The sequence below is a fragment of the Parasedimentitalea maritima genome (assembly GCF_005771405.1).
Classification (GTDB): domain Bacteria; phylum Pseudomonadota; class Alphaproteobacteria; order Rhodobacterales; family Rhodobacteraceae; genus Parasedimentitalea; species Parasedimentitalea maritima.
Genome location: NZ_VAUA01000006.1, coordinates 132,951 through 145,636, shown reverse-complemented (window position 1 = coordinate 145,636; position 12,686 = coordinate 132,951). Strand labels below are relative to the sequence as shown.

Below are 12,686 nucleotides of genomic sequence, written 5' to 3'. Positions count from 1 at the left end.
ATCAGTCAATAAGCATTGAGAGACATTTTGCTGGAACTACATAAATCTGAGATCCAGGGCCTGCTTGACTTGTCCACTGGAGCAAAGGCCATACGCCAAGCCTATATTGCACAGGCACAGGGTTGCGTGCAGGTTTCTGAGGTCACCTATCTTGGGTTCGAAGAGGTCAATGGCGACTGCCATGTAAAATCCGGGCACATTGATGGCAGCGAAGGTTTTGTGGTCAAAATCGCAACCGGGTTTTACAACAACCCAAGCCAGGGCCTGGCCAGCTCAAATGGCTTGAACCTATTGTTCTGCGCCAAAACGGGTCAGACTCTGGCCCTGCTGAAAGACGAGGGCTGGTTGACGGACATCCGTACAGGTCTGGGCGGAGCGCTGACCACTCTGGCTCTGGCGCGGGCTGATTTTTCCAGAGTGCTCATTGTTGGGGCGGGCCTGCAGGCCGAACATCAGGCCCGCTGCCTTCAGCATCTGTCATCCAATCCAGGCATCACTTTCGAGATCTGGGCGCGGCGGCCGGATCAAGCGGAGCAAACAGCACAGAGATTGCGATCCGATGGCATAGAGGCCAGTGCCGCAAGTGATCTACAAGAGGCCTGCAAGCAGGCAGATGTGATCATTACCACAACCCCAACCAAAACGCCCTTGGTGCAGTCCAGTTGGGTGGCACCTGGCACGCATATTACAGCAATTGGCGCCGATTGCCCTGGCAAACAAGAGTTGGAGGCAGATCTGGTTCTGCGCGCTGACCTTTGCCTGTGTGATCTGGCGGCCCAGTCGCTCTCGCACGGGGAATTTCAAACGGCGGCGGCGGCGGGAAAACTCTCTGCCAAAACCGTTATCCCGATTGGTGCAGTTCTGTCGGACGACCACCCGGGGCGAACCAACGACGCCCAAATCACCATTGCCGATCTGACAGGCCTCGCAGTCCAGGACGCAGCCGTTTCCTTGTCTGTTTATCGCGCAGCGCAAACAGGCAAACCAAATGAAGGAACTATCACATGACACGTCCAACCGAACGGGTTCTTCAATCCGCCTGCCGCTCTGTTGCCGCTCGCCGACGCATCGCTGCCCTGGTTAGAAAAACTGAAGTTTTACCTAGCAGAATGACTTTGCTCCCCGGCACAGAGATCCACTACAAAACCGAAAATTTCCAACTCACCGGATCTTTCAAGCTTCGCGGTGCCTCGGCTAAACTCAGCTCGGTTCCTGTTGATCGGCCGGTTATCACTGCCTCCTCTGGCAACCACGGCATTGCCTGTTCGCTGACTGCCCAAAGAACTGGACACAAGCTCACCGTCGTTTTGCCTGAAACTGTGATCGATCAGAAACGCAAAGCCATCGAGGCTTTTGGAACGCGTGTGGTGATTGCAGGTGCAGACTCATCTCTGGCCGAGGTGCATGCAAGGATGTTGGCAGACACCGAAGGACATACCTATGTCTCGCCTTACAATGATGCCGAAGTCATCGCAGGTCAGGGGACCATTGGGCTGGAAATTCTCGAACAGCTGCCTCGTATTGACAACATTTTTGTTTCCATGGGCGGTGGCGGTTTGATCTCGGGCATCGGTTCAGTTGTGAAATCAGTATCGCCCGACACACGTATCATTGGTGTAAGTGCCACCAACTCCGCAGCGCTCGCAGCCTCGATCAAGGCCGGGGAGGTTGTCGAAACAGAGCATCTGGACACGCTCGCTGACGGGGTAGCCGGCGGCGTGGACGAAAACTCTTTAACCCTCCCGTTGGCGAGTGACGTTATCGACCAGATTGTTCATGTCAACGAAGACCAGATCGCAGGGGCCTTGCGCGTTCTCGCTTGGCAAGAAAACATGATAGTGGAAGGTGCCGCAGCACTTGCTCTGGCTCCCTTATTGATCGAACCTGACAATTATGCCGGAGCCATCAATGTGGTTCTCTTATGCGGCGCAAACTATGATAAGGACCGGATAGCCAAGGTGTTGTTCTGAGACAGTGACTTTGGAGTCAGATTAAAACACTGGACGATGAAACCAAGGTGGATCGCCAAATCTATTTGCTGGCGATTCTAATGACCCATTCCAGCCTGAATGATATCTTTGGCGCCAATGTAGGGTTTGCAATGAACGGTGAAATCGTGCCAGCGTTGATTGTTACTGGGTTCCATTCCTATGACAAGTCAAACAAGATAGCGCCAAATTCGCGGCCGTTTTGTTCGACTGAACCAGAATAGGAAGTCGGGTTTGGGCAATGTATCGCCCGGCCCCATGTTAATAGGGAAGACAATACATGAAGCTCTTGCGCTATGGTCCAGCGGGACAGGAAAAACCCGGTCTTTTGGATACTCAAGGACAGGTGCGAGATCTGTCCGGTGTGGTGTCTGACATTGCGGGTGCAGCACTGAGCAGCGAAAGCCTGGCAAAACTGGCCGCACTGGACCCGAACAGCCTGCCGGTTGTAGCCGGAAAGCCGCAAGAAGATCTGCGCTTGGGCGCTTGTGTGGGTCAAGTCGGGAAATTCATCTGTATCGGCTTGAATTATGCCGATCACGCTGCCGAGGCAGGCATGGATGTTCCGTCCGAACCGGTGATTTTCAACAAATGGACCTCGGCCATTGTTGGGCCTGATGACGACGTACAGATCCCGCGCGACTCCACCAAGACCGATTGGGAGGTAGAGCTGGGCGTGGTGATTGGCACTGGTGGCAGCTACATCGATGAGGCCGACGCGCTGTCCCATGTGGCAGGGTTCTGCGTGGTCAACGACGTTTCGGAACGTGAATTCCAACTGGAACGTGCAGGCACATGGGACAAGGGCAAAGGCTGCGACACCTTTGGCCCAACCGGCCCCTGGTTGGTAACCCAGGACGAGGTGGACGATTTTGATAATCTGGCCATGTGGCTGGATGTGGATGGGACGCGTTATCAAAACGGTTCAACCGCAACGATGGTTTACAAGGTGCCGCATCTGGTGGCCTATTGCAGCCAGTTCATGAGCCTGCAACCCGGCGATATCATTTCAACCGGTACGCCCCCAGGTGTTGGCATGGCACAATCGCCGCAGGTTTACCTAAAAGGCGGAGAAGTGATGTCACTGGGCATCAAAGGATTGGGCACGCAAACCCAGCGGGTGCGCGCTTTCTCATGAAAAATTCTGGAGCTAGGGGGCACTTTTCACCGCTTAGCTCCAATTCACATTCTGACGCCATAAACTCATAGGGGCGGCACACATTGCAGATGTAGTCTTGCTGCTCCCACCCTTGAAGTTCAGCAAACGCCAGGTCTGCAGATTCCCGTCATGTTTGCGACCAGGTAGGTGCCGATCTTTGGCGCGAGCAAAAAGACACTGCACTGCACTCTCTTACTTGCGCTCTTGGTCCTGTCATAGACGGGACGCCTTTCGTGGAGTTGCTCCCGCTAGTTTGGCCGACAGATCTGTACCGCGTGGATATGTGTTCGCCCGCATCAACTTCTCCTTTTGCTAGAGCGACATACCTGTCGCGCGAAGCTCAGAGCAGCAGACCGTCTTGGCTTCGGACTGGCAGCCCGCGCAATTCTGATCGCTGACCTGTGTTGACAACTACGCTCCCTCTGTTTTATTTTATACTCTAAAATAAATAAACTCGAACTCCATTGCGAGTGCGCCAATGTTAAAGGGACACGGATGTATATCGGTTTAGATCTGGGAACATCTGGCTTGCGCGCGTTGTTGTCTGATGTGGGCGGGGCGATTGTTGCAACTGCTGATGCAGCCTATTCGGTGGCAAACCCACATTCGGGCTGGAGCGAACAAGATCCTACGGATTGGGTTGATGCCTGCAAAACGGTGATGGCGCAGCTCCGGACTGATTATCCTGCCGAATTCAGCGCTGTCAGAGGGATCGGATTAAGTGGCCACATGCACGGCGCAACCCTGTTGAATGCCCAAGGGCAAGTGCTGCGGCCCTGTATTTTGTGGAACGACACGCGCGCGGCGGTGCAGGCTACCGTTCTTGATGAGACACCCAATGTACGCAACCTTTCAGGGAATATCGTATTTCCGGGCTTTACCGCCCCCAAGCTGACTTGGGTTGAAGAAAATGAACCTGAAATCTTTGCCAAGGTGGCAAAAGTTCTGCTGCCCAAGGATTATCTGCGCCTTTGGCTGACAGGGGAATATGTTAGCGACATGTCGGACAGTGCTGGCACGTCTTGGCTGGACGTTGGAAAGCGCGACTGGTCTGATGACCTGCTTGCCGCAGGGCACATGCGTCGGGACCAAATGCCCCGTCTGGTCGAAGGCTCCGAAATTTCTGGAAATTTGCGTGAAAAACTGCGTGCCGACTGGGAAATCCCTGGCCCTGTGGTTGTTGCAGGCGGTGGCGGTGATAATGCAGTGGCCGCCTGTGGTGTTGGGTGTTTTCAAGACGGCGACGGATTTGTCTCGCTTGGAACATCGGGCGTTTTACTTGCGGCCAAGAACAGCTTTGCCCCTGATCCGGCATCGGCCGTGCATACATTCTGCCACGCAGTGCCGGATACCTGGTACCAGATGGGTGTTATCCTTGCCGCAACCGATTGTTTGAACTGGCTATCGCGGATTTTAGGGCGGTCTCCGGCAGAGCTTGCCGGAAAACTAGATGGGGCGATCTCCGGACCCTCTAAGACCTTGTTCCTTCCCTATTTGTCTGGTGAGCGGACCCCACATAACGACAGCACAGTGAGAGGTTCATTTGTAGGCTTGGATGTTGCAACCTCGCCCGAAGATTTAACGCGGGCGGTTATGGAAGGTGTCTCTTTTGCTCTGCGCGATAACCTTGACGCGTTAAGGGCGACCGGAACCTGCTTGTCGCGCGTCCTGGCCATTGGCGGCGGGACAAAATCCCGGTTCTGGCTGGAAACGCTAGCCACCACGTTAAATCTGCCACTGGATTTGCCGGAAAAAGGCGACTTTGGCGCAGCGCTTGGCGCGGCGAGACTAGCAATTGCAGCGGACACAAATGCCGACCTTTCTACGATTATGAACAGGCCCAAGGTCGCAGAGACCGTCGAGCCACGCATTGATTTGGTCGACCGATATTCCGAAACTCATGCGCGGTATCGCGCGCTTTACCCCAACTTGAAGGTTGCCTTATCATGAGCACTGGATTTTTCCGCGACATCACCGAAATTCCATTCGAAGGCGCCGACAGCACCAATCCGCTGGCGTTTCGTCACTACAATCCAAACGAAGTTGTCATGGGCAAACGGATGGAGGACCATCTGCGTTTTGCCACCTGTTACTGGCACAACTTTGCTTGGCCGGGCAGCGACCCCTTTGGTGGTCAGACCTTTGACCGCCCTTGGTTTCCTGCGGATTCCATGGAACTGGCAAAGCTGAAAGCCGATGTGGCCTTTGAAATGTTCACACTATTGAAGTCGCCATACTATTGCTTCCACGATGCGGATGCACGTCCCGAAGGGGCAAATTTTGCCGAAAACACCAAGAACCTAAACGAGATCGTCGACTATTTTGCGCAAAAGCAAGAAGAGACCGGCGTGAAGCTACTTTGGGGGACTGCTAACCTGTTTAGTCAGGTGAAATTCATGTCTGGTGCCTCCACCAATCCTGACCCCGACGTGTTTGCGTTCTGTGCGGCGACCATCAAAACATGTATGGATGCAACCCATCGTTTGGGCGGTGAGAACTATGTTCTGTGGGGTGGCCGTGAAGGCTATGAAACGCTGTTGAACACCGATCTGGCCAAAGAAGACGCACAGATGGGGCGCATGTTGAACCTTGTTGTTGAGCACAAGCATAAGATCGGGTTCAAAGGCGAAATCCTGGTTGAACCAAAGCCACAGGAACCGTCCAAGCACCAGTATGATTACGATACTGCAACTGTTTACGGGTTCTTGAAACGTCACGGGCTGGAAAACGAAGTCAAAGTGAACATTGAGCAAGGCCATGCTATTCTGGCAGGCCATTCGTTTGAGCACGAGATCGCAACGGCCACGTCACTGGGGATCTTGGGCTCGATTGATATGAACCGTAACGATTACCAATCTGGCTGGGACACGGATCAATTCCCGAACAACGTTCCAGAAGTTGCGCTGGCTTACTATCACATTCTTCAGGATGGCGGTTTGAAAACCGGTGGCACCAACTTTGACGCGAAACTACGCCGTCAATCTCTAGATGCCGAAGACCTGTTGATTGCTCATATCGGCGGTATGGATGTATGTGCCCGCGGGCTAAAGGCCGCTGCTGCAATGATCGAAGACGGTACATTACCGAACTTTTTAAAAGACCGGTATGCCGATTGGGACAAACCTGTGAACCAATCCATGTTGGCGGGCAATGAATCCCTGGATGAAATTGCGGCACGTGTCGAGGCGCAGGAGATTAATCCAAAGCCACGATCCGGAAAACAGGAATATCTGGAAAATGTCGTCAATAGGTTCGTATGACTGTCGTTAGCGACTGCGGCCAATTTAATGGCCAAACTCTACGGGAGGCCACCATCAGAGATGGTGATGTCTCGCTGTTGATCCTGAACTATGGTGCGACGACTAAGGATTGGCGGGTTCCGTTGAATGGGCTGCGTGTTCCTGTTGTGCTGGGATATGAAGATCCTGCTCGCTACTTGAATTGCAGCACCTACTTTGGAGCCATTGCCGGGCGGGTGTCCAACAGGATTGGCGGTGCGGTCTATTCGCAAAATGGGCAAACTCACCAATTGGACCCCAATGAAGGGGCCAACCAACTGCATGGTGGCCCTGCTGGCTTATCCAAAGTTTTTTGGGACATCGAACCCGACGGAGCGTCTGCTGTGCGTTTGTCATATACGTCGCCCGCTGGGGAAGGGGGGTTCCCGGGGCGCGCTAAATTCTCTGTTGATATTCGGTTGAATGGAGCCCGTGTAACCTATGATATGCGCGCCGAAGTGGATTGCGTGACTCCGATTAGCTTGGCCCAACATAATTATTACAACCTCGCAGGCTGTGGCTCCATTTGGGAGCACCAAATGTGCTGTGCAGCGGACAGTGTGCTAGAAATGGATGATGAGGGCGTCGCAACGGGACATATTGCGCCGGTTGATGGCACCCGCTTTGATTTTCGCAAGAAACGTTCGTTTAATGAAGCAGATTCTGCGCGGCTTGGGATCGACCATAATTTGGTTTTTGAAGCGGACAGGAATATCAGAGAGGCCATCGCGACTGTGGTGGCCCCCAACGGTATGGGGCTGAAAATCTGGAGTGATCAATTAGGTGCGCAGCTTTATACCGCCGCGCAGATGGCACCGCAGAGCGGTGGGCTGGAGGGTCAGACCTATGGCCCGGCTGGCGGTTTTTGTTTTGAGCCGCAGGGATTTCCCAACGCGGTCAATATCCCCTCGTTCCCATCCGTTATGGTTTCTCCCGAAATGCCTTATACTCAGAAGTTGCAGATCGAAATCAAAGGGAGCTGACGGATGAAGTGGATGATGGTCGGCGCCCTGTTGGCAACCGGTGCTCAGGCACAGAATCTGGGGCCTCGACCTGTGTTTCCCGAGATGGACCCATCGCGTGTTCAGCTTGGGCAACTGCTGTTTTACGATTCCATCTTGTCCGGCAACCGAAACATCAGCTGCGGGACCTGCCATCATCCCCGGTTTGGCACCTCTGACGGGATGTCGCTGTCGATAGGGGAAGGGGGAATTGGACTTGGCCCGGACCGGCGTATTGATCCGAACAACATCCCCGAAGACAGATTGCCCCGTAATGCACCGGCCCTGTGGAACCTGGGTGCCCAAGAATATACGTCCTTTTTCCATGACGGTCGTTTGGAAATTGATCCTGACAGGCCAGGTGGCATCCGAACACCGTTAGGCAGTGAAATGGTGGTTGGGTTTGACAGTGTTTTGGCCGCGCAGGCGATGTTCCCGGTTCTGGCCAGTGATGAAATGGCGGGGCATTATTCGGAGAACGAGGTGTCACAAGCAGTTCGTTTGGGTCATCTGAGCATCAAGGATGGGGCCTGGGATAAAATTGCGGCACGGGTCGCTGCAATACCAGAATACCGCACCGCCTTTGATGCTGTGTTGGGGGAACAGGAACCCATTAAGTTCACTGACATTGCCAATGTCATTGCCGATTTCACGCGGGTTGAATGGCGGGCAGATGACAGCCCGTTTGACCGCGCCATGATGGGGGGAAACCCGCTGCCTGATGACGCGGCCCGCGGTCAGCAGCTGTTTTATGGCAAGGCGGGGTGTTCCAACTGTCATTCGGGATGGCTGCAAACGGACCACGGTTTTCACGCGATTGCCATGCCGCAAATCGGACCGGGAAAATCAGCTCCGTTTGAAACCCACGCACGCGACGACGGGAGGATGCGCGTGACCGGAGATCTGACTGACCAGTACAAATTCCTGACACCCTCGCTGCGCAACGTGTCCGTAACTGGCCCCTATGGCCACAACGGAGCCTATGCCAGTCTGGAAGCCGTTGTTCGGCATCATCTTGATCCGGTTGTATCCCTGCATGCCTATGATCCAACGCAGGTGGTGTTTCACCAAATCGATGATGCTGACGATTGGCGTGTTGTGGGGGACGAAGATGAACTGGCGCGGATCGCAGAGGCAAATGAATTGCAGCCAGTTGGGTTGAACGATGGTTCCGTGACAGATCTGGTCGCCTTTTTGCACAGTTTAACCGACGCAACTGCGATCAAAGGTCGGTTGGGCGTACCAATGCAGGTCCCCAGTGGATTGCCGGTTGATCAGTGAGCGAGTGTAATAACCTGATTGGCTGTGAACCGCTGCCAGTCAGATACACTTTGATCTGACCTGATAATCCTGATCTCGCCCTCGGTGACTTGCCCCAATCCAAAATGGATTTGCCCAGCTTGTCCACTGGCATGCCCACCCCCGACCGTGATTTCGCGGGTCTGCACCCTGTCCCCAACGCGCAATTCCACATGACTGCCAACGGATTGAGTATTGTCGGCACGGGCAGCAGGTTGCACCATCAGCCAGTTCCCTTCCGCCGTGGTGTTTTGGTACAGCTCCATCGGTGCCCGCCGGTTTACAACTGCCAGATCCAACTGCCCATCCAGGTTCAGGTCCATCAACGCTGCGCCCCGGGATCGAGCCAGATTGGCAATCCCAGCGGTTAGACCATGTTCGCGAAACGTGCCGTCTGGAGATTGGATCAGCAGGTTATTGGGATCGTTCATAGCCGCGCCGGGCATCTGTTCGACATTGCCTTTGGCCACAAAGATATCATCCAACCCATCGTTATTCACATCGCCAAATGCAGCGTGCCACCCAGTGGAGGGGCGGCCATCGCCGCCAGTGTAGGGGCGGTGCGCAGTTGTTCCGCGCTCATAGGTGGCATCTCGGTACGAAGGCCCACCCCTGTCCGGGTCGAAATACTGGAACTTTTGATCCCCCATCGAGGTCAGATAGACATCGGCAAAGCCATCGCCGGTTAGATCGCGAGAGGCGATGCCCATGCCCCAGAGAAAATAAGGCCGCCAGCCTTGGTCTTCTGCATACAGGCGTGGATTGCCTTCCATCGCCCACATCTGCTCTTGGCCGCCGCGCACATAATAATGCCGGTCATTGCTGACCCTCAGATCCGCACGACCCGTCCGGGACCAATCTGTAAACAGCATGGATAAGGCGCAAAAGCCGGGTTCCAGATGCTCGGCTGCCCCGTAAGATTGACCGTTGGGGCGGTATAGCAATGTCGCATCACATGTCTCAAACGGACCCTCGGGATGGCTACGGTCGACATAGGTGCCAAAGGCCAGTGTTGGCAGCGTATTCCCCGCCTCCCATGTTGCGGAAAACGCTGTGGTCCAATGGTCGCCGCTTTCGAAACCCAAATCAGAAAAGGGCGCAAATTGACAATTTCCCAAACCTTGCAACAGCATATCCGAACCGTTGCGAAGCACTGCCAAATCCAGGATCGCATCCCCATTGATATCCAGCGGATAGGCTCCGATGACACCAGTTATCGAAAGTGCATCGGGGGTACTTGCATTGAAGGACAGATCTTGACCCGCACCTGTTGTGGTGTTGAGCATGAGCTGCGCTGGGTTTTCACCGCCAGCAGCATAGAGTTCAGGAAACTGATCTCCGTTGCAATCAAAAGCCGCCACGCCACCGCCGACGAAATGCTCCCACCCACCTGAATAGATGTGATCGGGCAGGGGGTGTTGAGTATAGCTCACCTCAGCGGAAACCTGTGGTGCGATCAATGCGAGGGTTAGCGCCAGCTCACTTTTCACTGCTTGCCAACTCCCGAATGGCCAAGGCGGAAACTTCTTCAATTGCGTAGGCTGCCGCGCCTTTTGCCCACATCAAATCCCCCCAACTGTGCACGAGAACTTCGGGTGGCGGGGCATCGACCTGCACGACCCAACGCTGCATTTCCTGGATCACCTGCTCCGAATAGAGATAATCAAAGGATAGTCGTGCGCCGGACAATATGATCAGTTTTGGATCGAAAACATTCACAACGTTGGCCAGCCCCATCGCAAACATGCGACCGGCCCGATCAAAGATAGAACAGGCCATCTGGTCACCGGACTGCGCCGCCTCTACCAGTTGTCCCAAATCCCGATGCCCCACACCGCCATTGGTGATGTTTGCTTCGCGCAGTAGCGCATAGTCACCGACATAAGCCTCGAGGCAGCCGCGCTGCCCGCATTGGCACAACGCGCCTTCCAACTGGACTTTGGTGTGGCCAAACTCAGCGCCACATCCGCGCGAGCCACGATAGATCTCGTTATTGATGACGATACCCATGCCAACGCCATGCTCAATTGTGATAACGACAAAATCGCTGACATTTTGCCCTTTGCCAAAAAGATGTTCAGCCTTTGCAACCAAGTTGGCATCATTGTCTATAAAAATAGGGCAGGGGGTGTGTTGGGCGAGGTGGGCGCCAAAATCGACATTCCGTTCGTCCAGAGACGAGGACCAGTAGACAAAATTTCTTTTTGCATCCACCAGACCAGCAAGGCCGACGCCAATTCCGGAGATCGTGCTGATATCAAACCCGCCCTTGCTGCAGGCTTGCGCAAGCGCATCCATGATCGATGTGCACAGTTGTGAAACAGGCATGCATGCCTGTTGAAGTGGCATCTCGTGGTCGACGATGTCGTTGCCCTCAAAATCAAGAAGCACGACTGAAATCACCCGATGAGACACTTTGATCCCGGCAATTCTGTGCGCATCACCACGGATTTTGAGGGCAACCCGTGGGCGACCACGTTTGGCTTCCTGCCGGGGGACGTCCGGAATTATCTCTTCGATCAGCCCGACGTCTATCAGTTCAGCGGTAATTGCCGTCACCGTGGCCGGGCTGACCCGTGTTGCTGTTGAAATATCAATACGCGCAATACTGCCGGCCGCTCGAATCGTATCGATGACCTGTTGCTTGCCACTTTCGCGCTGTTCGCCCGAATGCGAGAGACGGTTTTCTTTCACCAAATTTTTCACCCCCTGCGAGACCAATAAACCATCGTTGCGGTCTTGGTAATAGGTACCTCCAAGGGCAGGGTACATGATTTAATTTGAATTTCAAAAAAAATGGTGCTAAGCCGGTTTTGTACGGAGAGCCCGGTTTTACGGGCCCTTTCAGAACGGGGAGGAATACAATGAAATTTTTGAGTGGAATCTCTCTGGCCGCAGCTGTGGCCATGACCGGTTCGGCAGCTTTTGCCGCTGATTTGACTGTTGGCGTAAGCTGGTCGAACTTTCAGGAAGAGCGCTGGAAAACTGACGAAGCCGCTATCAAGGACGCCTTGGAAGCCGGGGGCGCAGACTACATTTCAGCTGATGCGCAATCGTCGTCGTCCAAGCAGCTGTCAGATATCGAAAGCCTGATTGCTCAGGGCGTAGATGCACTGATCGTTCTAGCACAGGATACACAGGCCATTGGCCCGGCCATTCAGGCTGCGGCCGACGAAGGCATTCCGGTTATTGCCTATGACCGTTTGATCGAAGACAGCCGCGCGTTTTATCTGACCTTTGACAATGTCGAAGTTGGCCGCATGCAGGCCCGCGCAGTTCTGGAGGCTTTGCCTGCCGGTAACTACGTCATGATTAAGGGCTCTCCAACTGATCCCAACGCAGATTTCCTGCGCGGTGGACAGCAGGAAGTCATTCAGGCAGCGGTTGACAGTGGCAAAATCAAAATTGTTGCCGAAGCCTATACCGATGGTTGGCTGCCTGCGAATGCACAGCGCAACATGGAGCAGATCTTGACCGCCAACGACAACAAAGTTGACGCTGTAATTGCGTCCAACGATGGCACCGCTGGTGGTGTTGTTGCAGCTTTGACAGCTCAGGGCATGGAAGGACTTCCCGTGTCAGGCCAGGATGGTGATCACGCTGCGCTGAACCGCGTTGCACTGGGCACTCAGACTGTTTCTGTTTGGAAAGATGCCCGAGATCTGGGTAAGAATGCCGGTGAAATCGCTGTGGCACTGGCCGGCGGGGCTGCTTTGTCAGACGTAGCAGGATCTGCGGCTTGGACGTCGCCAGGTGGTACAGCCATGACATCCATGTTCCTGGCTCCGGTTCCTGTGACTGCTGGCAATCTAAGCGTCGTTGTCGACGCCGGTTGGATCAGTAAGGACAAATTGTGTCAGGGTGTGACCAACGGTCCTGCACCTTGTAACTAAACTCTAATCTTGAACATTGGCACGCCCCAATCTGATTGGGGCGTGCTGTTGAAAACCACCGCTGTATC

General features: G+C 54.4%; 11 protein-coding genes. 9 read left to right on the top strand and 2 right to left on the bottom strand.

Annotation, left to right across the window (positions count from 1 at the left end):
- Positions 1-27: 27 nt before the first annotated feature.
- The 8 genes from FEE96_RS13140 to FEE96_RS13110 all read left to right on the top strand — a co-directional run bounded on the left by FEE96_RS13140 (position 28) and on the right by FEE96_RS13110 (position 8,707).
- Positions 28-1,008, top strand: a complete 981-nt coding sequence (locus FEE96_RS13140; RefSeq protein ID WP_171021703.1) for an ornithine cyclodeaminase family protein — start codon at positions 28-30, stop codon at positions 1,006-1,008.
- Positions 1,005-1,970, top strand: a complete 966-nt coding sequence (locus FEE96_RS13135; protein ID WP_138163552.1) for a pyridoxal-phosphate dependent enzyme — start codon at positions 1,005-1,007, stop codon at positions 1,968-1,970. The genes FEE96_RS13140 and FEE96_RS13135 overlap by 4 nt, the downstream gene beginning before the upstream one ends.
- 80 nt (positions 1,971-2,050) lie before the next feature.
- Positions 2,051-2,212 (top strand): hypothetical protein, encoded by a 162-nt coding sequence (locus FEE96_RS23500; RefSeq protein ID WP_171021702.1) that lies wholly within the window; start codon positions 2,051-2,053, stop codon positions 2,210-2,212.
- 56 nt (positions 2,213-2,268) lie between these two features.
- The gene (locus FEE96_RS13130; protein ID WP_138163551.1) at positions 2,269-3,126 is read left to right on the top strand and encodes a fumarylacetoacetate hydrolase family protein; all 858 of its coding nucleotides are present in this window, start codon (positions 2,269-2,271) and stop codon (positions 3,124-3,126) included.
- A 516-nt stretch (positions 3,127-3,642) separates the two neighbouring features.
- On the top strand, positions 3,643-5,097 hold the full coding sequence (gene xylB / locus FEE96_RS13125; protein WP_138163550.1) for a xylulokinase: 1,455 nt from the start codon (positions 3,643-3,645) through the stop codon (positions 5,095-5,097).
- On the top strand, positions 5,094-6,407 hold the full coding sequence (gene xylA, locus FEE96_RS13120; RefSeq protein ID WP_138163549.1) for a xylose isomerase: 1,314 nt from the start codon (positions 5,094-5,096) through the stop codon (positions 6,405-6,407). The genes xylB and xylA overlap by 4 nt, the downstream gene beginning before the upstream one ends.
- The gene (locus FEE96_RS13115; RefSeq protein ID WP_138163548.1) at positions 6,404-7,408 is read left to right on the top strand and encodes an aldose epimerase family protein; all 1,005 of its coding nucleotides are present in this window, start codon (positions 6,404-6,406) and stop codon (positions 7,406-7,408) included. The genes xylA and FEE96_RS13115 overlap by 4 nt, the downstream gene beginning before the upstream one ends.
- A 3-nt stretch (positions 7,409-7,411) precedes the next feature.
- Positions 7,412-8,707: a cytochrome-c peroxidase gene (locus FEE96_RS13110; RefSeq protein WP_138163547.1), complete on the top strand. Its 1,296-nt coding sequence runs from the start codon at positions 7,412-7,414 to the stop codon at positions 8,705-8,707.
- Here FEE96_RS13110 and FEE96_RS13105 read toward each other — a convergent pair.
- Together FEE96_RS13105 and FEE96_RS13100 are read right to left on the bottom strand one after the other, a co-directional pair.
- Positions 8,701-10,215 (bottom strand): CRTAC1 family protein, encoded by a 1,515-nt coding sequence (locus tag FEE96_RS13105; RefSeq protein WP_138163546.1) that lies wholly within the window; start codon positions 10,213-10,215, stop codon positions 8,701-8,703. The two genes, FEE96_RS13110 and FEE96_RS13105, sit on opposite strands and share 7 nt — an antisense overlap.
- Positions 10,205-11,419, bottom strand: a complete 1,215-nt coding sequence (locus FEE96_RS13100) for an ROK family protein (protein WP_342770969.1) — start codon at positions 11,417-11,419, stop codon at positions 10,205-10,207. The genes FEE96_RS13105 and FEE96_RS13100 overlap by 11 nt, the downstream gene beginning before the upstream one ends.
- 170 nt (positions 11,420-11,589) lie before the next feature.
- Between FEE96_RS13100 and xylF the strand changes: the two genes are divergently transcribed.
- Positions 11,590-12,618: a D-xylose ABC transporter substrate-binding protein gene (gene xylF, locus FEE96_RS13095; RefSeq protein ID WP_138163544.1), complete on the top strand. Its 1,029-nt coding sequence runs from the start codon at positions 11,590-11,592 to the stop codon at positions 12,616-12,618.
- Positions 12,619-12,686: the final 68 nt, after the last annotated feature.